A 21,178-nucleotide genomic window follows, 5' to 3' on the forward strand; every position below is an offset into this window, starting at 1 on the left:
ATGGATTTCTATTTTAATTCAAATCTAAATGTTGAGTATAATTTAGGAAACAGAATTAAAGAAAATCAAAATAAAGATTCTTACGGTTATCAACAGAATGTTGCACCTTTTATGCTTAATGATTTTACTTACGGAATCTCGGCAATAGGAGGTTACAATTTTCTTCCTAACTTTGCAATCTCCAACACGGGTGCTGTATTTATAGGAATCAGTTATGGAATTACTATTTTTAGTAATTAAAAATTATACAATAGAAGGAATAGACTAATGGAAAAGACACGTATCAATAAATATCTTTCGGAAGTAGGTTTCTGCTCAAGAAGAGCGGCAGATAAACTTTTGGAAGAAGGAAGAATAAAAATCAACGGTAAAGTTCCTGAACTAGGAACTAAGGTTTCTGATGAAGACATAGTAGAAGTTGACGGAAAACCTATTCGTGAAAATGAGGAAAGTCCAATTTATATAGCTTTCAACAAACCCGTTGGAATCGTTTGTACTACAGATACAAAGCGTGAGATTGATAATATCATTGAATACATCAACCATCCGAAAAGAATTTTCCCCATCGGAAGATTAGATAAACCGAGTGAGGGTTTGATTTTACTGACAAACGACGGAGATATCGTCAATAAAATTCTGAGAGGAAAAAACAACCACGAAAAAGAATATCTAGTAAGAGTTGATAAACCTTTGAACTCAAAGTTTCTCGAAAAAATGCGAAATGGTGTTCCAATTTTGGATACTGTTACCAAAAAGTGTGAAGTTGAGAGAATTGATGATATGACTTTCCGAATTGTTTTGACGCAAGGTCTTAACAGACAGATCAGAAGAATGTGTGAATTTCTGGGCTATGAGGTGAAAAAATTGAAACGTATAAGAATTATGAATATCAAATTAGATACACCTTTGGGTAAGTGGAGAGATTTAACTGCAGAAGAGTTATCAGAACTGAATTTGATGCTTGATGGCTCAACAAAAACCTTCGATTAAGTAGATATTATTTTTTATGATTTATATCAGGAATGAAAATTGAGAGGATTTTAAAATTCTAATATAAGTGACTTTTAATTGATATTATCACTTGTTAATGAGTAATAGGTTAATGTTTTTAATTTCATGATGTAAATATTTATAACTGTAAACCGTTATTTTTTAATGTTTTAACATTTTTTTTCAAATTATTGTTTTATATTTGTCACAGATAATCATCAGATTATTTAATAGAAACACTTATATAAACTACTGTGATGAAAAAAAACCTCTACCTAATAGCGGCATCTTGTCTGCTATTTTCTTTCAAAACACTTGCTCAAGTAGGGATAGGAACAACTACCATTGAGAACGATTTACTTCTAAAAATCTCTTCATCTAACAAAGGAATACTGATTCCTAATCTTTCAATACCTGATCTAAGTTTAGCGTCGCCTGTTACAAATCCTGCCCTAGGACTGCTTGCTTACAATAATGCAACCGGAAAAAAAGGCTTTAATTTTTGGGATGGTGCAAAATGGAATGAACTTGTAGATACGAGAAATATCTACTCAGTTCTGGGTTTGACAATATCTTACAGTACCTCAAATTCTTCTGCGGTAGATATCAATGCAGTACGAGGTGCTATTAACTACGCACAAGATTCTTTACCTGGAACAATTTGGACAGAAGTTCCGGGTCTATCAAAAGACATTACGATTACTCAGGCAAACAATAGTATTGCAGTTATCACTGAAGGGATGATTCAGGCCAACAATACGGTGGTGTCTACAGGTTCTGATGCATTCACTTATGCTGTAGGAATATTCATTGACGGAAAACTTTCTGGTGTAAGAAATTATTCAACAAAGTATTCGAATACGTATCAGTATGATTTTTTCTCAATTAATAGCATATTCAACAACTTAAGTTTGGGTAATCATACGATCAAAACATATGTGACTTTAAGGGCAAATAATCTTGCAGGAGTAACTTTATGGAGATATGGAGGTCCTGTAAATACGTCTTCTGTCAACAATGATATGTCCAGAATTAATATGTTTATAAAACTGACAGAAAAATCATAAAAACACAAAGAATGAAAAATACTTATTTGAAATTGCTTTTCTTCATATTAGGAAGTATTACTTACGCTCAAACTGGATCGGTAGGGATTGGTACAAGTGCTCCTGACGAGTCTGCTATTTTAGACTTAGTATCATCAAACAAAGGTCTGATGATGCCAAAAGTATCACTGAACCCTGCTAATGCATCAGATTATAGTTTTATGACGACGCAGCCTACTACATCATTGCTGGTTTATAATACAAATGTTGCATTTCCTGGTGGAACTGGCATTTATTATTGGGATGGTACAAAATGGATTTTCTATTTCACTTCTGCCAATATCAATCTTTTGTTAGGCATTACAAAGTATTATTCTAAAGTATATCCTAATCAATTATTTTCATTTGATTATAATTCAGAAGCAAGTTCTGTGAGCTCTTTTGTGAATGGTTCTGCATTGGCTTCACCTTGGTTGAAAATTCCTGAAACAAACGATACACCCTTTAACATCACAATAGACAGAGCAAAAAACAATACTGTTATTACCCTGACAGGAATGGTTCAGCTTAGAAATACGGATGTAGCGAATACTAATGTTAATGTAAACTATGGTTTAGGAATTTTTGTTGATAACAAATTAATTTCATCAAAGGCCGTTTCTTTAAGCACAGATACAACTTGTGCATTTCAGGAGTTTACCATAACAGGTTTTGTTGATGATCTTACGGTGGGGTCACATACCATAACGTTTGGAGCAATGAACAGGTCGGGTACTGCCGGCAGCACATCACTTTATTTTGGAAGACAAGCGGGAGGGTGTGGTAATCTCTCGAATGATGAAGTGAGAATCAGTTCTGTAGTTTTAGTTAGTCAACCTTTACCTTATTAATCATGAAAAAGATATATAATTTTATAATATTATTGGCAATTCCTTGTCTTTCAACTGCACAAGTGGTGATGACAGATAAGACGGTACCGATTGTTGATAACAGTGCGATTCTTAAATTAGACTCTGATAAAAAAGGAGTTCTTTATCCTAGAATTCCTTTGAGTTCAAATACAGATATTGTCACTGTCGCAAGTCCTCAAAATGGAAATGTGGTTTTTAATACCAATTCAACCGCTACATTACCACAAACGGTCGCTTATTTTGATTCCGGAAAATGGAATGCGTTGTATACCAAACAGCAGGTGTCTACGAAGTTTGATCTGGTAAGTATAAGCTCGGTGTCAGCCTCCCCAGCAACTATTTCAATATCAGGATTTAAACCCGGAAATTTTAATATCGGAGATAACAGCACTGCAGATTGGACGCCATTGAATATCACAGATTCAAAAACTTTTACAAGAGCCAATAACTCTTTGGCTTTTACCTTGGAAGGAATGACTCAACTAGATAAATCTACCAATAAATATTATGAGTACGCGATAGGAGTTTTCGTTGACGGAAAATTGGCAGCGGTTAGAAAATATCACAAACACAACGAAAATTTCACTTGCTCATGGCATAAATTTGTTTTGAATGGCGTAGTAAATAATCTGAGTGTAGGCGTACCTCATCTAATAGAAGTAAAGGCGAGAAATATCTCTGCTACAAACAGTGCAAGTACACCATCACAGATCATTGTATATGGTGGTCCTGCAAGATATGAGGACGGAACTCAATGCAACAATATGAGTAATTTTATGTCAAAAATTTCTTTAAGTACCACAGTTGTAGAGTCAATTAATTAGACGTGATTTTATCATGATATGTGTTTTTAGTTACGGATGTGCTTTATGCCATCCGTTTTATTTTTTACCATATTACTTGTTTGTCATTCTTTTAATCAGACACAATAACTACAGTTATCGACTACATTGAATCTTCAATTTCCGAGGGAGCCTAGATATATTTTGTAGAGATTGAATTGTAAAATTATTATCCAAATTAAAAAGAATGTTATCTGTTATCTACTTTGGTAACCTGCTCAACATCTCTTTCCCCCTTAACAAGGTGATGGGATAGGCTTCATCGGAATTGGAAATAGATTTTTCGTAAAAATATTTGGCTTTATCAGTATCTTCCTGAGTGAAATTGATAAAACCCGATATTTCGTACATGAAATTACGTAGCTTGAGATCTTTTTCTTCTTTGGCGGATAGATATTTTAAAAGTTTTTCAGCAGAAGTCAGACGGGTATCTTTGTACGGTTTGATGTCATATCCGTTAGGTTTGCTGAACCAATAATCCCACATGGCGCTATTATTGTGCTCGTTCCATGAATATTTTATCAGCTGTAAAGCTACTTCTAGAAGAGCAGGGTCTAGGTTTTTATTTTTGGGATCCGATTTTTCGCTTTCTGCAATATATCGGTCGACTGTGGTTTCTATTCCTTTATTTATCATTTCCTGAAAAATAGATTCTTTAAGATATAAAGAATGATTCTTGGAGAAATGTTCATAGGCAAATGAAGCAGGAAAATGATCGGCCAGATTTTCTATATGGTAGCCTTTTTTGAGCTCGGATTTTAAGTCAATTTTATATACTGTATTGTAGTCGTGAAAAAGATAGACGTAGATAATTCCCTTTTTAAGGTCGCAGATGGTAGAATATAAAGTATTTAATTCTCCTTCCTGATGGGTTTTATCTAAAATGGTTTTTAAAAACCCAATATTATTTTCCTTGGAAGCAGCAAGCATTTCATTGGCCATGTCTGGTCGTCTGCATGAGAGTTTTCCGTTGATCATATTGCAATTTGAATTCACTTGAAAGTCTCCTTTCTTTTTCTATGATTCCTCCGGGAGTAATCACAATAGAATTTCCTTCTTTGTCAGCTAATAAAGCTTTGGCAGATATTGCATAATCATATTTTTTCAATAGAACCATAGCTTCTTTTACATTTTTGCATTTTCCTAATATTTCCCACATCAGATCCCCTTTGTAAGGATTTTTTAGGTTCAGTTTACTCAAATCGTAATTGGCTGCTGCAAAATCATAGAATAGTCCGTATTCGTTCATTGCTGCGGCAGACTGCATATCCGGAGCTCCGAAGCTAATGGATCCGTATCGGTCTTTAGTGGCAGGGTTATACCAGATTCTTGTAAAAGGAGTCATGTCATCTTCATTAGCCGCAACGAATGTTTCTCCACCTCTTGAACAGGAAAATATAGTGCAGGCTTTTACCGGATTCATACCAGCTGAAATGATGGTGATAAAAATTAAAAGGAAATGTTTATACATTATGTAGTTTTATAAATATTGATGTTTTGATTACAAAAAAAGGATTTTGTTAAAGTATTTTTTGAAAATTTTATTTTTATTTAAAACTTAATTAATGCAGAGCAATGAAGGTTATTAAAAACTTATATATTTTCGAATGGGAAGGAAAGAAAATCATTGTTACTATTAAAAAAAATCGTACTTTTGCACTCACTTTTGTGAACGTACTTTCGGCGAAGTAAAACATTAGCAATTAACAACTTCCATATTTTTCAGGATTCACAGCAAAGCCGAGGTCTGTAGGAATTGGAATACAAATTTTATTAGAAAATGTCAAAAGAGACAAATTCAGCAGAGGTTATTCTTAACCAAAACGTAGCACCAGAACAATTTGACTGGGATTCTTTCGAATCTGGTCTTGATGCAGATGCTAGAAAAGAAAAAAGCGATCTTGAAGAAATCTATAACGGATCTCTTAGCAGCTTAAATGATAACGACGTTATCACTGGTAAAGTTGTAAGATTGACTGACAAAGAAGCTATTGTAGACATCGACTTCAAATCTGAAGGTGTTATTTCTCTTAACGAATTCCGTTACAACCCAGGCCTTAAAGTAGGTGATGATGTTGAAGTAATGGTTGACAGAAGAGAAGACAAAACTGGTCAATTACAATTATCTCACAGAAAAGCTAGAACGCTTAAAGCTTGGGATAGAGTAAACGAACTTCACGAAACTGGAGAAATCGTTAACGGTTTTGTAAAATCTAGAACTAAAGGAGGTATGATCGTTGACGTACACGGTATCGAAGCATTCTTACCAGGTTCTCAAATCGACGTTAAGCCAATTAAAGATTACGATCAGTTCGTAGGTAAAACTATGGAGTTCAAAGTTGTGAAAATCAACCCTGAATTCAAAAACGTAGTAGTATCTCACAAAGCATTGATCGAAGCAGATATCGAAGGTCAGAAAAAAGAAATCATCGCACAACTTGAAAAAGGTCAGGTTCTTGAAGGTACTGTTAAGAATATTACTTCTTACGGTGTATTCGTAGATCTTGGTGGTGTAGACGGATTAATCCACATTACAGACCTTTCTTGGTCTAGAGTGAACCATCCATCTGAAATCTTAGAAGACGGACAAACTGTGAAAGTGGTTATCCTTGACTTTGATGACGAGAAAACTAGAATCCAATTGGGTATGAAGCAATTAGAAGCTCATCCTTGGGATGCTCTTTCTGCTGATATGAAAGTTGGTGATAAAGTAAAAGGAAAAGTAGTAGTTCTTGCTGACTACGGTGCATTCGTAGAGATCGCTCCAGGTGTAGAAGGATTAATTCACGTTTCTGAAATGTCTTGGTCTACTCATTTGAGAAGCGCAGGAGATTTCGTAAAAGTAGGTGACGAAGTGGAAGCTGAAGTACTTACTTTAGATAGAGAAGACAGAAAAATCTCTCTAGGTATGAAACAATTATCTAAAGATCCTTGGGAAAATATCGAAGCTAAATATCCAGTGAGCTCTGAGCACGTTGGAACTGTAAGAAACTTTACAAACTTTGGTGTATTCGTAGAATTGGAAGAAGGTATCGACGGATTGATCTATATCTCAGACCTTTCTTGGACTAAGAAAATCAAGCATCCATCAGAATTCTGTGCAGTTGGTGATAAATTGAATGTTGTAGTTCTTGAACTAGACATCCAGGCTAGAAGATTATCTCTAGGTCACAAGCAATTGACAGAAAACCCATGGGATAAATTTGAAACTAAATATGCTGAAGGAACTGTACACGCTGGTAAAGCTGTAGAAGTACACGATAAAGGTGCTTCTGTACAATTCGAAGATGCTGAAGTAGAAGCTTTCTGCCCTTCAAGATTATTAGAGAAAGAAGATGGATCTAAAATCAAAAAAGGTGAAGATGCTCAATTCAAAGTAATCGAATTCAACAAAGAATTCAAAAGAGTAGTAGTTTCTCACACAGGTATCTTCAGAGACGAAGAGAAAAAGAATGCAAGAGAAGCATCTAACAACAGATCTAATAACAACAGTAACACTTCATCTTCTTCTAACAACGAAGAAAGATCAACTTTAGGTGATATTGATGTATTAGCTGAATTGAAAAGAAAAATGGAAGGAGGTAAATAATCTCTAATCATTTTTGTAAATATGAAGCCACTCGAAAGAGTGGCTTTTTTTATTTTAAATTTTATATATTAATGATAAAAATATTCTTACCTGAAAAAAACTTTCATTAATATAAAACTCGTATGTAATTTAGTAAATTGTTGCTATTTTTATAAATTATTAATAATCAAAAATATGAATTGTAATTTTACTCACAATATAAATACAAAAAGCATTCAAATTCTTTTGGTGCTCTTTATTTTAATTCCTTTTTCTGTTTTCTCTCAACAACAGAAAAGGTTGATTACAGATTATATTCTTACAAATCAAATTAAAGATTTTAAAAAATCAGATTTAATAGATTTTGAAATCGATAATGTAGATCAATCCCAATCTTTAAACGGAGAAATTGTCAAAATTCAGCAGAAATTTAAAGGCTATCCTATTTATAATGCTGTAGGAACAGTTTTAATTAAAAACGATAAAGTTGCCTATTTTTCAGATTCATTTTTAAAAAATTACAATACTTCAACATCAAATATTGCAACTTTAAATAAAGAAAAAGCACTTGAAAGAATTGCGGCAATTTTAGATAAAAAAGATGTGGCAAAATTTCAAATTATTGAAAATTCTGAACCTGAACCGGCACATAGAAATTTCGCAAAACAAAGTTTGACGTATGTAGACGTTGATAATAATTTAAAATTGGTTTATCAGTTTTATCTGCGTGAACCAAAATCTCAAAACACTTGGAATATTTTAGTTGATGCCAACACAGGAGAAATTTTAAACAAAGAAAATCTTACCTTATCATGTAATTTTCATACTGGAGCATATGGTCATGATCATTCTAATGAAATTTTTTCTGAATCTATAAATAAAGTATCCGCATCTTCAAATTTTCTTGCGCCTGATAATGCAAGTTACAATGTTTTTCCTCTTCCTGTGGAAGCCCCAACTTTCGGAAATAGATCAGTTGTTAACAATCCTTGGATTCTTGCCTCATCACTGGAAGGATGGCATTCAACGGGAAATACAAATTATACAATAACTAGAGGTAACAATGTTTACGCTTATGAAGATACAGCAGATAAAGACGAGCCGGGATACTCTCCCGATGGCAGTGCAAGCAGGAATTTTAATTTTCCTTTTTCAATAAACGGAACACCCTCATTCAATCGAAATTCTGCGATTACCAATCTTTTTTACATCAACAATAGAGTTCACGATATTTTTTATCAATTCGGATTTACAGAATCTGCCAGAAATTTCCAACAAAATAATTTTGGGAAAGGTGGAGCCGGAAATGATTATGTTTTAGCAGAATCTCAGGATGGAGGTGGTTTAAATAATGCTAATTTCACCACACCTTCAGACGGAAGCAGACCTGTCATGCAGATGTATCTTTGGTCGTCAGTGAATAGATATTTTTTCTATAATGCTCCATCATCGGCAATTCCTCGGATTCCTCAGGCAAATCCTGCACAGTTTGGTCCACAACTCAATGGAACTGGTGTTACGGGTGATATTGCTTTAGCTTCAAATATAAATGGGTGTTCTGTATTACCAGCAGGATCTTTAGCTGGAAAAATAGGACTTATTGAAAGAGGCGGAGCTGCAAATTGCACATTTGCTGTAAAGGTGAAAAATGCTCAGAATGCCGGTGCAATTGCCGCAATTATTTATAATAATGCTGCTGCAGTTAATTTTCCGTCCTCAATGGGCGGCACTGATCCCACAATAACGATACCTTCAGTCTTGATTACCAATGATGAGGGAGAATATATTAAAACTCAATTAAACAACTCGGTAACAGTAAATGTAACTTTAAAAAGTGATCCGGCAACTGCTCTTACACCCGACGGAAGTTTTGATAACGGAATAATTACCCACGAGTACGGTCACGGAATTTCAAACAGACTGACAGGTAACGGATCTACTTGTCTTCTAAAATCTCAAAGCAAAGAGCAAATGGGTGAAGGATGGTCAGATTTTTTTGCATTAATGCTTACCAACAGACCTGGGGATAATGCGAATGTTCCGAGAAGTATAGGATCTTATGCGAGCGGACAGTCAACGAGCGGTGCCGGATTTAGACCTGCAAAATATTCATCGGATTTTTCAATTAATGATTATACATACGGAGATACAAACGGGATGGAGATTGAGGAAGATTCTGAAATTGTTCCCGACGTTCACCGGATCGGGTTTGTCTGGGCAACGATGCTTTGGGATTTACACTGGCAATATGTTGCAAAGTATGGATACTCTTCTGATGTAACTTCTAATAAGAATAGCGGAAGTGCAAGAGTTTTACAGTTGGTAACCGATGCTTTAAAACTTCAGGCTTGTAATCCTACATTTATAGATGGCCGTAATGCTATTTTATCTGCCGAAATGCTTACCACCAAAGGAGAAGACCGATGTATGATCTGGAAAACTTTTGCCAAAAGAGGTTTAGGTTTAAATGCTTTAGCCGGAAACAAAATGAATATCAGCGATCAGGTGGAAGACTTTTCAATTCCAAAAGATTGTACTGATGGAAATTCAAATATTGCAATCGACAGAAGTTTAGTAAGAATCTATCCAAATCCTGCAAAAGAAGAATTTTTTATTTACTTAAAAGATCATACCATCGGGAATATTCATGTTCAGATCTACGATATGTCGGGAAAATTGGTGTTGTCAGAAAGCAGATCTTCTCCTGATTCAAGAATTCAGGTTTCAACAAGAGACTTTGAAAGTGGAGTCTATGTCGTAAAATTGCAAGGCATAGGAATTGACATCAATTCAAAAATAATTATCAAAAAATAACATTAAAAGTTAATCAATACCATCACCTCAGAATTTCTGGGGTGGTTTTATTTAATATTGAAACTTCTCCAAACAAATTTTTATGTCGTACCTTTGCCGGCTGTAATAATGGATATGGAGAAGAAGAATATTTTAAAAGGAGTTTTATTTGTCGGGATTGGTGCAAGTATTTATGGGATGTTGGCAACTTTTGTGAAGATGTCTTACAAAGAGGGTTTTACAACCTCTGAAGTGACAACCGCACAGTTTGTCATGGGATTTGTTGGTTTATTGATTTTAAATTTCATTCAAACCATTACTTCTAAAAAAACTTTAGCGTCACCGACTTCAAAAGAGATTAAAATGTTAATGCTGGCAGGCACATCATTGGGGTGCACGAGCTTGTTTTACTACTTGTCAGTGCAGTACATCAATGTTTCGATTGCTATCGTGCTCTTGATGCAGTCTGTTTGGTTCAGCGTTGTAGTAGAAAGTTTTTTAACTAAAAAATTACCGACACTCAGAAAAGTGATTTCGGTTTGTATTGTTTTGTTGGGGACGGTTTTAGCAACAAATTTGATCAATCTTGAAGTTACAATTGACTGGCATGGCATCTTTTGGGGATTATTGGCGGCAGCATCATTTACGATGACGATGTTTACTTCAAATACTTTGGCGACAGGTTTACCTGTTCTTAGGAAAAGTATCATTATGCTTTCGGGAGGTTCGGTTGTTATCCTTTTGTTTTTATTTTTTGCACAAATTGGGCCTCTTCATTTTGAAGGTTTAAAATCATTTTACCTTAATTTCACTGAAAATACACAGCACATCCGACCGTTTGATTATTCTATTTTTTGCAAATATGGATTTATATTAGCGCTGTTTGGAACCATCATTCCACCGATTTTATTTAATCTTGGTTTTCCAAATACAGGTCTGGGATTGGGAAGTATTATTTCATCTTTGGAACTTCCGGTTTCCGTAACGATGGCGTTCGTTTTATTAAGCGAAAAAGTAACCCTCATTCAGTGGATTGGAATTGTTTTAATTCTTTTCGCAATTGTTTTGATGAATCTGCCTTCAAAAAAAGAAAAACTTGCAGAACAACTTTCTTAAAATTGATAATTAAATTATAAATAACACCAAAAACCGTTTCTTTTGAAGCGGTTTTTTTAAATTTATATCTAAATTAAATTTAATGAAAAATTTTAAAAATGCTGCAGTCATTATGTTGTTTTCATTAGCATCGGTTTCTGTGTTTTCTCAGGGAAAACCTTTAGATGCGACACTCTCAAACTACCAATATCCTTTCGAAGTTCATTTTAAAGATTTAAATTCTCAAAAACAAAATCTGAAAATGGCCTACATGGATGTGAAGCCTAAAAAATCCAACGGAAAAACCATCATGCTTCTTCACGGGAAGAATTTTAACGGAGCTTATTGGGAAAAAACGGCAAAAGATCTATCAGATAAAGGTTTCAGAGTGATTATTCCGGATCAGATTGGCTTTGGGAAATCTTCCAAGCCTCAAAGTTATCAGTTTTCATTTGCACAGTTAGCAAGCAATACTAAAGCTATTTTAGATGATTTAAAAATCGATAAAATTATTGTTCTCGGTCATTCAATGGGTGGAATGGTTGCCACAAGATTCACTTTAATGTATCCCGAAAACGTAGAAAAATTAATTCTCGAAAATCCAATCGGATTAGAAGATTATAAAGCTTTGGCAAGATATCAAACCGTTGATGAAGCCTATCAATCTGAATTAAAAAATACCGCAGAAAGCTACAAAAATTATCAGCTAAAATTCTATTACGACAACAAATGGAAAGCAGAATACCAACCTTGGCTTGATCTCATTGCAGGCTGGACGTTGCACAAAGATTATCCTCAAGTCGCTTGGAATGATGCGTTAACGGGCGATATTATTTTCAATCAACCAGTTGTTTATGAGTTTAAAAATATCAAAACGCCCACATTATTAATTATCGGAACAAGAGACCGAACAGCCATCGGAAAAGATAGTGCACCCAAAGAAATTCAGCCTACCATGGGACAATATCAAGAACTAGGAAAGAAAACACAACAGCAAATTGCCGGATCAAAATTAGTAGAGCTTGAAAATGTCGGTCACCTTCCACACATCGAAGTGTACGACAAATTCTGGAAGGCTCTTTATGACTTCGTTAAGTAGAACTAAAGTTGTTTTGATTGACTTAGGAAATGGAGGCGTTAAGAAAATTGAAATTTAATCCGTTAAAAAATTCCCTCTGTTTGAAGCGCGACATAAATTCTGAGCTGAAGAACTAGTCCTGATTTCGCGCAAGTTTTGGGAATTTTAGGATTTAATTGCAATTTTTAGCCGGAGTTTCCAGTCTTGAACTTTTGGTTCTTTTGTTTCAAGACAAAAGAACATATATCAAAATAAAGAGAGGATTTATCAATTGATAAATCCTCTCTTCGTATGTGTTGTTGTCTGAATTATTTCTTCTTGTAAGCAGCGTCTTTAATTCTCGCTTTTTTACCTCTAAGGTCTCTGAAGTAGTAAATTCTAGATCTTCTAACTTTACCTCTTCTGTCAACTTCGATTTTTTGAAGAGCTGGCATGTTGATAGGGAAAACTCTCTCTACACCTACATCACCACTCATTTTTCTGATTGTAAAAGTCTTTGTAGAACCTGTTCCTCTTAATTGGATTACAGTTCCTTTGAAGAACTGAGTTCTTGTTTTTTGACCTTCCTTAATCTCGTAATACACAGTGATTGTGTCTCCTGCTTTGAATTCAGGGAATTCTTTTTTTGTAATGTACTTGTCTTGTACGTACTTTAATAAATCCATTATTAATAAAATAAAATGTGTTACGCTAAGCAACTTTCACGGACTTCGTCAGAGGTTGAATAACAGGTTGCAAATATATGAAATACTTTTTGAATATGCCAAACAATTTTGTGATACTAAATTGTGTTTTTTAAACTTTTTTCAGAGAAAAAATTAATAGTTGCTTATCATTAAAGTCATTTTGAGTTTACAAGTGAAATTTATATTTGCCGGGTTGTAAAATTACACCATCATTTAACAAATAAACTCAACTGAAATTACCATGAGGCATTATCTATTATTCTTTTTTTTCGTCGTCCAGCTTTCGTACGCTCAGGCTTTGTATCCTTACCTGCAAAATCCTGCTCACAATTCTATGATTGTCAACTGGAAGACAAGCTCAGACAATGAAACAACCGTTCTTTACGGAAATTCTCCAACGAACCTTAATGTGACTGTAACAGGAACTACCAATATTTTTTCTGATACAGGCTACAATAACAATTACTATTATCACACGGCAAAAATTACCAATTTACAACCTAACACCAAGTATTATTACAAAATAAAAACGGGAACCAGCGAATCTGCAGTGTATAACTTCAGAACACTTCCTCTTCCCGGGCAGCCTGTAACACTTGATGGAAAAATAAGGTTTTTGATTATGGGAGACAACCAGATCAAGGCAGAGCCTCGATATGATTCGTTAAATTACAAAGCTTACAAAAAGCTTAAAGAAAAGTTCGGGCTTACATCAGATCCTTCAGATAATATTGCGTTGACATTTATGGTCGGAGATCAGGTAGATGTCGGGACTCTTGATCATTATGAGAATGTTCACTTTAAAAAGAACAGAAAATTATCACCCTACCTTCCGATACTGACAACCGTTGGAAACCACGAGACGTATGGTACTTTGGGAATGAATTCTTACTACGCACATTTTAATATTGATGAAATTAAATATAAAAATATCTCATCAGGCAACGAAAATTATTACGCGCAACAAGCAGGAAATGTTTTGTTTATCAGTTTAAGTTCAGAGCATACAGGTTCAGCGCAGCAAACTTGGCTTCAGCAGATTTTAAACGAAGCAAACAACGATTCTACAGTTGACTGGATTATTTCATTAAGCCACAGACCTTATCAGGCAGAGCAATATGTAGGTGATATTTCTACATGGGTAAGAAACAATGCAGTTCCGCTTTTGGCAGGATCAGACAAATATTTGATGCATGTAGGAGCTCACCATCACCTTTATCACAGAGGACAGTTAAAAAACACTCCAAATTATCAGATTATTTCAGGTGGAACGGCTTGGGATCAATATTGGGGAATGTCTACCGAACAAGATTTTGACGACGTACAGAAAACATTAACGGACTGGACGTACCAAATCATCGAAGTGGATGTCACCAACGGAAAAGTAGATATCGAAAGTTATTCTATCGGAGGAATTTATACTCAAAAAGACAATGTGCTGATTGACTCATTTCACAGGTATAAAAATAAACCTAAACCTTTGAAGCCGTCAATTACAAACATTTTTACAGCTCCAATAACTTTGCCTTTAACATTAAATGGAAGTACTTTCTCTTCACCTGCAAACGAACTTTTAAATACGACTCAGTTTTTAGTAAGTAAAGTAGCTGACTTTTCAGTGATTGAAAAAGAATTCTACAGAGATTACGAAAACTGGTTCGGGAAAGATGGAAACGGAAATCCGGATCTTACCAAAAACCTGAATGCAGGTGTTGATATTACCAAAGTAACTTTCGCAGCAAACTCTATCACCAACGGAGTTTATTATGTGAAAACCCGTTACAGAGACAGAAACATGGAGTGGAGTGATTGGAGTGATGTAAAGCAGTTTGAAGTGACAGGAAGTGTAGTTTCTAACCCTACTTTTACTTTAAATAAAACAGAATACCTGCAAAATGAAGCGATTGCAGCGACTTACAACGACGGACCAGGAAATCAGCAGGACTGGGTCGCTATTTATAAGAAAGGACAAAACCCAGCATCAGTAACTTCACAGGGTTATATTTATACTAACGGACAGACTTCAGGAATTGCAAACTTCCCGAATGGTTTGGCAACAAAAGGACAGTACTTTGCAGGATTTTTTGCCAATAACGGTTATACAGAAATTGCACCTAGAAAAAGTTTTTATGTAGGACCAAAAGCTGTGCTTCAAACAACTGCAGATGCATATCCTGTTGGAGGAACAGTTGTCGTTAATTTTTCAAATGGTCCAAATTTAGTAAAAGACTGGATCGGAATTTATAAAATGGGTCATGTTCCAGGGCCAACTCCGGCAACGAAATGGAGTTATGTAACGACCGCTTCAGGAACTCTTAATTTTACAGGTCTTCCAAAAGGATATTATTATGCGCAGTACTTTCTAGAAGATGGCTACACCACAGTAGGAGAGAAGGTTTTCTTTAAAGTAGGAGATATTGTGACAGACCTTTGGATCAATAAACCTGTTTATACATTGGGTGAAAATATTTCTGCTTCATGGACGGATTCTCCGGGTATCATCAAAGATTGGTTAGGAATTTATCCTCAAAATATTTCTGTTCCGGATGATAATTTTGTTTCATACACTTATTTTGATGGAATTACTCAAGGGACAAAAACCATTACCGGAAATGTAAATGGAGTACCAACCACAGCAGGTAATTATTACATGGTGATGTTTACCAATGATTCTTATACTGAAGTTTCCAACAGAGTACAGTTTCAGGTAACTTCAGCAACCTTGGGAACTGAAGAAACGAAAAATAAGACTGAAAAAAATGTAGTTTTATATCCAAATCCAACAAAACCAGGACAGCCGACTTTTATCAAAAGTGATTATCCTATTGAGAAAATTGAATTAATTTCAGCGACAGGTCAACTGTTATACAAATCTGAAAACGTACAAAATCAGCGTTTTTCTTTAGTCAACGAAAACCTTCCAAAAGGCGTTTATTTTGTAAAAGTACATACCAGAAAATTATTTACTTTAAAATTAATTATTGAATAAACCTATTCACAACTGATTGATAAAGAGCGGAACTTGTTTCCGCTTTTTTGTTTTTAAATAATACTGAAAATGAAATTCTATTTAAATCTTTCTCAAAATTTATTTGAAATACTGAAGGTGTCATAAAAATGTTTAAATTTAAAACTGAAAAAAATCAAATATTTCATGATAGATAAAAGAGTAAAAAATGCTGCTGAAGCTATTGAAGGAATCCAAGACGGAATGACACTAATGCTTGGCGGATTCGGTCTTTGCGGAATTCCGGAAAATTCAATCAATGCATTGGTAGATAGTGATGTAAAAGATTTGACCTGTATTTCAAACAACGCAGGAGTAGATGATTTCGGATTGGGATTATTGTTGCAGAAAAAGCAGATCAAAAAAATGATTTCTTCATACGTTGGCGAAAACGCAGAATTCGAAAGACAAATGCTTTCAGGTGAATTGGATGTTGAATTGACGCCACAGGGAACTTTAGCAGAAAAATGTCGTGCCGCTCAGGCTGGAATTCCTGCTTTCTACACACCTGCAGGTTTCGGAACTGAAGTCGCAGAAGGGAAAGAAGTAAAAGATTTCAAAGGGAAACCACATATTTTGGAGCACGCTTACGAAGCAGATTATTCTATCGTAAAAGCCTGGAAAGGTGATCACGCAGGAAATTTAATTTTTAAAGGGTCAGCAAGAAATTTTAACCATCCAATGGCGGGTGCCGGTAAAATCACCATCGCTGAAGTTGAAGAATTAGTTGCTCCGGGAGAATTAGATCCCAACCAGATTCATATTCCAGGAATTATGATTCAAAGAATTTTCCAAGGAGAAAAATTTGAAAAAAGAATCGAGCAGCGAACTGTCAGAAAGAAAGATAATTAAGAATTATTATTTAAGCAATTGAGTAATAAAAATTTATATGACTTTGCTGAGTGAAACTCCTTTGCGAACTTAAAAGCAGTGTCAATCTTAAAAAAAACTTTGTGCTCTTTGCGTTAAAAAAATCAAATTAAAAAAAATGTTAAGTAAAGAAGATATAGCAAAACGTATTTCAAAAGAAGTGAAAGACGGATATTACGTAAACTTAGGAATCGGAATCCCAACATTGGTGGCCAATTACGTTCCAGACAATCTTTCGGTAGAATTTCAAAGTGAAAATGGAGTTTTAGGAATGGGGCCATTTCCTTTTGAGGGCGAAGAAGATGCAGATGTCATCAACGCCGGAAAACAAACGATCACGATTTTAGAAGGTGGTTCATTTTTCGATTCTGCTTTTAGTTTTGGGATGATCAGAAGTCAGAAAGTAGATTTAACCATCCTTGGCGCAATGGAAGTTTCAGAAAACGGAGACATTGCCAACTGGAAAATCCCTGGAAAAATGGTGAAAGGAATGGGTGGTGCAATGGATCTGGTGGCTTCTGCAGAAAATATTATCGTTGCGATGATGCACATCAACAAAGCGGGAGAAAGCAAAATTCTGAAAAAATGTACACTTCCTTTAACCGGAATCAACTGCGTGAAAAAAGTAGTAACTGAATTGGCTGTTTTAGATGTAACTCCAGCCGGATTCAAATTGGTTGAAAGAGCTCCCGGAGTTTCTGTAGAACACATCATCAAATCAACAGAAGCAGATTTAATCATCGAAGGAGAAATTCCTGAAATGCAATTCTAAATAAAACGACCTTGTCATCGACAAGGTTTTTTGTTAAAAATATATATAGTACTTAAGTCGACCTAGGAAACATAGAGCGTTAAGAAAATTGAATCCGTTAAGAAATTTCCACTGTTCGAAGCGCGAGACAACTTCTGACACTAGTAACAAAATAACAATTCGCGCAAGTTTTGGAAATTTTAGGATTCAATTTTAATTTTTAGCGGAAGTTTCCAAGTCTTGAATTTTTGTTTCTTTTGTTTCAAGACAAAAGAAAAATTAACTAATCTTGAATTCATTTTATAAAAAGAAGTTTACCTGCCATCCTGCGCCCCAAAAACCTTTTGCAAAATACTCGTCGTTCTCATCACAGAATTATTTCTGATACCGCTTTCTTTTTCAGCAACCATTTTAAAAACTCCATTAATCGTTTCGTTGGTAACGTATTCATTTAAATCTGTTGAAACAGCATTTCCAGTCAAGGTATTGTATTTTGAAATTAAATTGTTCCAAACCTTATCAGCACCAACTTTCCCTAATGAAGCCTTCACTTTTGGCTGAAAAGCAGTGAACAATTGTGATTGAGTTTTACTTTGTAAATAGTTTGTCGCAGAATTATCACCTCCCAATAAAATGTTTTTGGCATCGGTAATCGTCATTGAAGTGATGGCTTTTGTGAAAATCGGAGCAGATTCAGTAACAGCATCTTCAGCTGCTCTGTTCAATAATTTCACACCCTGATCTGCTAAGCTTCCCAACCCGAAAGCGCGGAGTTTGGTGTCGATTACTCTTAATTTTTCAGGCATTAAAATTTTCACGGCTTCATTTTTCAGGAAACCATCGGTTACGCCCAGTTTTTTCACACCTTCAGTTACGCCTAAATTTAAAGCTTCCTTTAAACCTGATGAAATTTGGGTTGAAGTAAGACTTCCTAAATTAACTGAAGAACTGTTTTTGGTTGGAGTTTGTGTACTTGTTGTAGAAGTTGCTGGTGTCGTTTTGGGATTGCTTAGATCTATACCAGTCTGGTTTTTAACAGTAGATTTAATGATATCTAAAATTTGTGCTTGTGCAGAAACCGAGAATAATAATCCGGCTGCTAAGAGAAAAGTTTTTTTCATCGTTTATTTTTATACAAAATTAGATGTTTCGTAGCTTAATTAGTTAAATCATAGACTGAATTTTTCAGAAAATAATTATATTCGCTAAAATCTAAACTCAACAAGATGCTGCGTATTCTTTTGGTCTTTTCTTTACTCATTTCAACGTGTTTTTTCTCTCAGAATAAATTAAATTTAATTCCTTATCCGCAAAATTTAAAAATTAATAAAGGAGCAAGTGTAATTCCTGAAAAAATTCTTGTTCGGGAGGCAAAAAATGATTCTCTTCAGTTTGAAGTTAAGATTTTTAATACATTTTTAAAAACTGATGCGACTCACTTCTTAGTTTCAAATCATGGAGTACCAAAATATAGTTTTGTAGAATTAGAAAAGGTAAATTCTTCAGAAATTAAAGATGATGGATATTTTTTAGAAATCAGCGATAAGAAGATTTTAATTAAATATTCAAGTAAAAAAGGAAAGTTCTATGCGTTTCAAACTTTGATTCAATTAATTAATCAGTTTTCAAATAAAAAGGAAATTCCAAATTTAAAGATAAATGATTCTCCAAAATTCGCATGGCGAGGAATGCATTTAGACGTTTGCCGCCATTTCTTCACTGTCGAAGAAGTAAAACAATACATCGATTATCTGGCAATGTACAAACTCAATACTTTTCATTGGCATTTAACCGACGATCAAGGCTGGAGAATTGAGATTAAAAAATATCCGAAACTTACACAAATTGGTTCAAAACGTAAAGAATCCATGATTGGTGCTTACGTTGATGATACATTTGACGGAAAACCTTACGGGCCATATTTTTATACCCAAGAACAAATCAAAGATGTTGTAAAATACGCTCAGGATAGACACATCACGGTCGTTCCGGAGATTGAAATGCCCGGTCATGCTTTGGCTGCACTTTCTGCTTATCCTCAATTGGCGTGTACACAAGGACTATTTGAAGCGGCGACAAAATGGGGTGTTTTTGATGATGTTTTCTGTCCGAAAGAGGAAACGTTTACCTTTTTAGAAAATGTTTTGGATGAGGTCATTGCACTTTTTCCTTCGCAATATATTCATATCGGTGGCGACGAATGCCCGAAAACAAGATGGAAAAAATGTGCGCACTGTCAGGAATTAATTAAAAAACACAATCTAAAAGACGAGCACGGTTTACAAAGTTATTTCATTCAGAGAATTGAAAAGTATGTCAACTCAAAAGGTCGAAAAATCATCGGCTGGGACGAGATTTTGGAAGGTGGATTGGCTCCCAATGCCGCAGTGATGAGCTGGACAGGTATTAAAGGTGGAATTGAAGCTGCAAAAACCAATCATTTTGCCGTAATGACGCCAGGAGCATATTGTTATTTTGACCATTATCAGGGCGATCCGCAGACCGAACCGAATGCGTTTGGAGGTTTCACACCTTTGAATAAAGTCTATTCGTATGATCCTATTCCAGCTGAATTGAACGCAGAGCAGTCAAAATTTATTTTGGGAGTTCAGGCGAATTTATGGACGGAATATATTCTGGATTTCAAACAAGTTCAATACATGATCTTCCCAAGATTATTTGCTCTGTCTGAGGTCGGTTGGGGAACTTCAAACCCTGAAAAATACAAAGAATTTGAAAACAGAGTGGTGGAGCATTTTAAGATTTTAGATAAAATGAACATCAACTATGCGAAAAGTATCTACAATATTTCAGGAAAGGTAATTCCTAATAACACTGGTGTTTCTTACGAACTTTTAACTTCTCAAAATCCCAACGGAATTAAATACACGATTGACGGAAGCGAGCCAAAATCAAGTTCTGCAATTTATCAGAATGCAATTCCTGTTTCAAAAGCGATGACGGTAAAATCTGCTTATTTTGAAAATGGAGAATTGAAATCGGCGGTTTCTTCTCAAAATTTTACCACCTCAAAAACGACAGGTAAAAAAATCGCTTTAGAAAACCAGCCAAGCGAAAACTATTCTTTTGGCGGTGCATTTACGCTGGTTGACGGAATTATTGGAAACGTAAAGCAGTTGGGGAAAACGTGGCTGGGTTTTCAGGGAAAAGATGTTGTCGCAACCATTGATTTAGGCGAAAAAACTAATTTTTCAGAAGTTTATTTTAATACATTAGACAATAAAGGAAGCTGGATTCATCTGGCGAAATCAGCAACAGTTTCAATTTCTGATGACGGAAAAAATTTTAAAACCATCAAAGAAATAGGAAAAGAGGATATTCTTTCAGCAAAAGGAAAAATTATTCTTAAAGTCGGAAATCAAAATGTAAAATTTATTAAAATTAAAATAGAAAATGCAGGAATTATTCCCGCAGGAAATCCGGGTGCAGACTCAAAAGCGTGGCTTTTTGTAGATGAAATCGGAGCACAATAATTAAATAAAATTTAGTACTTAAAGTTTCTAAAATTTTAAACAAGTCA

At 34.9% G+C, this 21,178-nt stretch carries 17 protein-coding genes; 13 read left to right on the forward strand and 4 right to left on the reverse strand.

The window, feature by feature from the left end:
• From MQX03_RS15955 to MQX03_RS15975, 5 genes are all read left to right on the forward strand, one after another.
• The gene (locus MQX03_RS15955; RefSeq protein WP_242804234.1) at positions 1–240 is read left to right on the forward strand and encodes a hypothetical protein; all 240 of its coding nucleotides are present in this window, start codon (positions 1–3) and stop codon (positions 238–240) included.
• 27 nt (positions 241–267) lie between these two features.
• On the forward strand, positions 268–990 hold the full coding sequence (gene rluF / locus MQX03_RS15960; RefSeq protein WP_242804236.1) for a 23S rRNA pseudouridine(2604) synthase RluF: 723 nt from the start codon (positions 268–270) through the stop codon (positions 988–990).
• Between the two features lie 257 nt (positions 991–1,247).
• A complete protein-coding gene (locus MQX03_RS15965; RefSeq protein WP_242804238.1) occupies positions 1,248–2,057 on the forward strand; it encodes a hypothetical protein in 810 nt (269 codons plus the stop codon).
• A gap of 11 nt (positions 2,058–2,068) precedes the next feature.
• A complete protein-coding gene (locus MQX03_RS15970) occupies positions 2,069–2,926 on the forward strand; it encodes a hypothetical protein (RefSeq protein WP_242804239.1) in 858 nt (285 codons plus the stop codon).
• A 2-nt stretch (positions 2,927–2,928) separates the two neighbouring features.
• Positions 2,929–3,771, forward strand: coding sequence for a hypothetical protein (locus MQX03_RS15975; protein WP_242804240.1), 843 nt, complete (start codon positions 2,929–2,931; stop codon positions 3,769–3,771).
• A 219-nt stretch (positions 3,772–3,990) separates the two neighbouring features.
• On the opposite strand, the gene MQX03_RS15980 is transcribed toward MQX03_RS15975, so the two are convergent.
• Positions 3,991–4,767, reverse strand: a complete 777-nt coding sequence (locus MQX03_RS15980) for a hypothetical protein (protein WP_242804241.1) — start codon at positions 4,765–4,767, stop codon at positions 3,991–3,993.
• Positions 4,721–5,260 (reverse strand): C45 family peptidase, encoded by a 540-nt coding sequence (locus tag MQX03_RS15985; protein ID WP_242804242.1) that lies wholly within the window; start codon positions 5,258–5,260, stop codon positions 4,721–4,723. The genes MQX03_RS15980 and MQX03_RS15985 overlap by 47 nt, the downstream gene beginning before the upstream one ends.
• A gap of 309 nt (positions 5,261–5,569) precedes the next feature.
• Here MQX03_RS15985 and rpsA point away from each other — a divergent pair, with 309 nt between their 5' ends.
• The 4 genes from rpsA to MQX03_RS16005 all read left to right on the forward strand — a co-directional run bounded on the left by rpsA (position 5,570) and on the right by MQX03_RS16005 (position 12,344).
• Positions 5,570–7,378: a 30S ribosomal protein S1 gene (rpsA, locus tag MQX03_RS15990; RefSeq protein ID WP_242804243.1), complete on the forward strand. Its 1,809-nt coding sequence runs from the start codon at positions 5,570–5,572 to the stop codon at positions 7,376–7,378.
• Positions 7,379–7,552: 174 nt separating this feature from the next.
• Positions 7,553–10,171: a T9SS-dependent M36 family metallopeptidase gene (locus MQX03_RS15995; protein WP_242804244.1), complete on the forward strand. Its 2,619-nt coding sequence runs from the start codon at positions 7,553–7,555 to the stop codon at positions 10,169–10,171.
• A gap of 114 nt (positions 10,172–10,285) precedes the next feature.
• Entirely contained in the window at positions 10,286–11,266 is a 981-nt protein-coding gene (locus tag MQX03_RS16000) for an EamA family transporter (protein ID WP_242804246.1), read from the forward strand.
• Between the two features lie 82 nt (positions 11,267–11,348).
• Positions 11,349–12,344 carry an alpha/beta fold hydrolase gene (locus MQX03_RS16005; protein WP_242804247.1) on the forward strand — a complete coding sequence of 332 codons (996 nt, stop codon included), beginning with the start codon at positions 11,349–11,351 and terminating at the stop codon, positions 12,342–12,344.
• A 287-nt stretch (positions 12,345–12,631) separates the two neighbouring features.
• Here the strand turns inward: MQX03_RS16005 and rplS are convergent, their stop codons facing one another.
• Positions 12,632–12,988 carry a 50S ribosomal protein L19 gene (rplS, locus tag MQX03_RS16010; protein WP_007846341.1) on the reverse strand — a complete coding sequence of 119 codons (357 nt, stop codon included), beginning with the start codon at positions 12,986–12,988 and terminating at the stop codon, positions 12,632–12,634.
• Between the two features lie 262 nt (positions 12,989–13,250).
• On the opposite strand from rplS, the gene MQX03_RS16015 reads away from it, so the two are divergent.
• The 3 genes from MQX03_RS16015 (at position 13,251) to MQX03_RS16025 (ending at position 17,658) form a co-directional block, all read left to right on the forward strand.
• Positions 13,251–15,998 (forward strand): fibronectin type III domain-containing protein, encoded by a 2,748-nt coding sequence (locus MQX03_RS16015; RefSeq protein WP_242804248.1) that lies wholly within the window; start codon positions 13,251–13,253, stop codon positions 15,996–15,998.
• A 165-nt stretch (positions 15,999–16,163) separates the two neighbouring features.
• Entirely contained in the window at positions 16,164–16,868 is a 705-nt protein-coding gene (locus tag MQX03_RS16020; protein ID WP_242804249.1) for a CoA transferase subunit A, read from the forward strand.
• A 136-nt stretch (positions 16,869–17,004) separates the two neighbouring features.
• On the forward strand, positions 17,005–17,658 hold the full coding sequence (locus tag MQX03_RS16025; protein WP_242804250.1) for a CoA transferase subunit B: 654 nt from the start codon (positions 17,005–17,007) through the stop codon (positions 17,656–17,658).
• A 293-nt stretch (positions 17,659–17,951) separates the two neighbouring features.
• Here MQX03_RS16025 and MQX03_RS16030 read toward each other — a convergent pair whose 3' ends face one another.
• Positions 17,952–18,758: a DUF4197 domain-containing protein gene (locus MQX03_RS16030; protein ID WP_242804251.1), complete on the reverse strand. Its 807-nt coding sequence runs from the start codon at positions 18,756–18,758 to the stop codon at positions 17,952–17,954.
• Positions 18,759–18,863: 105 nt separating this feature from the next.
• On the opposite strand from MQX03_RS16030, the gene MQX03_RS16035 reads away from it, so the two are divergent.
• Positions 18,864–21,131: a glycoside hydrolase family 20 protein gene (locus MQX03_RS16035; RefSeq protein WP_242804252.1), complete on the forward strand. Its 2,268-nt coding sequence runs from the start codon at positions 18,864–18,866 to the stop codon at positions 21,129–21,131.
• Positions 21,132–21,178: the final 47 nt, after the last annotated feature.

Origin of the sequence: Chryseobacterium aahli (assembly GCF_022699665.1) — a bacterium.
Classification (GTDB): domain Bacteria; phylum Bacteroidota; class Bacteroidia; order Flavobacteriales; family Weeksellaceae; genus Chryseobacterium; species Chryseobacterium aahli.

What these genes read in the sequence shown, in the direction of transcription:
- MQX03_RS16035 (WP_242804252.1), top strand. Translation starts at nt 18,864, where the DNA reads ATGCTGCGTATTCTTTTGGTCTTTTCTTTACTCATTTCAACGTGTTTT.
- MQX03_RS15980 (WP_242804241.1), bottom strand. Translation starts at nt 4,767, where the DNA reads ATGATCAACGGAAAACTCTCATGCAGACGACCAGACATGGCCAATGAA.
- rplS (WP_007846341.1), bottom strand. Translation starts at nt 12,988, where the DNA reads ATGGATTTATTAAAGTACGTACAAGACAAGTACATTACAAAAAAAGAA.
- MQX03_RS15970 (WP_242804239.1), top strand. Translation starts at nt 2,069, where the DNA reads ATGAAAAATACTTATTTGAAATTGCTTTTCTTCATATTAGGAAGTATT.
- rpsA (WP_242804243.1), top strand. Translation starts at nt 5,570, where the DNA reads ATGTCAAAAGAGACAAATTCAGCAGAGGTTATTCTTAACCAAAACGTA.
- MQX03_RS15955 (WP_242804234.1), top strand. Translation starts at nt 1, where the DNA reads ATGGATTTCTATTTTAATTCAAATCTAAATGTTGAGTATAATTTAGGA.
- MQX03_RS16025 (WP_242804250.1), top strand. Translation starts at nt 17,005, where the DNA reads ATGTTAAGTAAAGAAGATATAGCAAAACGTATTTCAAAAGAAGTGAAA.
- MQX03_RS15985 (WP_242804242.1), bottom strand. Translation starts at nt 5,260, where the DNA reads ATGTATAAACATTTCCTTTTAATTTTTATCACCATCATTTCAGCTGGT.
- MQX03_RS16015 (WP_242804248.1), top strand. Translation starts at nt 13,251, where the DNA reads ATGAGGCATTATCTATTATTCTTTTTTTTCGTCGTCCAGCTTTCGTAC.
- MQX03_RS16020 (WP_242804249.1), top strand. Translation starts at nt 16,164, where the DNA reads ATGATAGATAAAAGAGTAAAAAATGCTGCTGAAGCTATTGAAGGAATC.
- MQX03_RS15995 (WP_242804244.1), top strand. Translation starts at nt 7,553, where the DNA reads ATGAATTGTAATTTTACTCACAATATAAATACAAAAAGCATTCAAATT.
- MQX03_RS15975 (WP_242804240.1), top strand. Translation starts at nt 2,929, where the DNA reads ATGAAAAAGATATATAATTTTATAATATTATTGGCAATTCCTTGTCTT.
- rluF (WP_242804236.1), top strand. Translation starts at nt 268, where the DNA reads ATGGAAAAGACACGTATCAATAAATATCTTTCGGAAGTAGGTTTCTGC.
- MQX03_RS15965 (WP_242804238.1), top strand. Translation starts at nt 1,248, where the DNA reads ATGAAAAAAAACCTCTACCTAATAGCGGCATCTTGTCTGCTATTTTCT.
- MQX03_RS16030 (WP_242804251.1), bottom strand. Translation starts at nt 18,758, where the DNA reads ATGAAAAAAACTTTTCTCTTAGCAGCCGGATTATTATTCTCGGTTTCT.
- MQX03_RS16005 (WP_242804247.1), top strand. Translation starts at nt 11,349, where the DNA reads ATGAAAAATTTTAAAAATGCTGCAGTCATTATGTTGTTTTCATTAGCA.
- MQX03_RS16000 (WP_242804246.1), top strand. Translation starts at nt 10,286, where the DNA reads ATGGAGAAGAAGAATATTTTAAAAGGAGTTTTATTTGTCGGGATTGGT.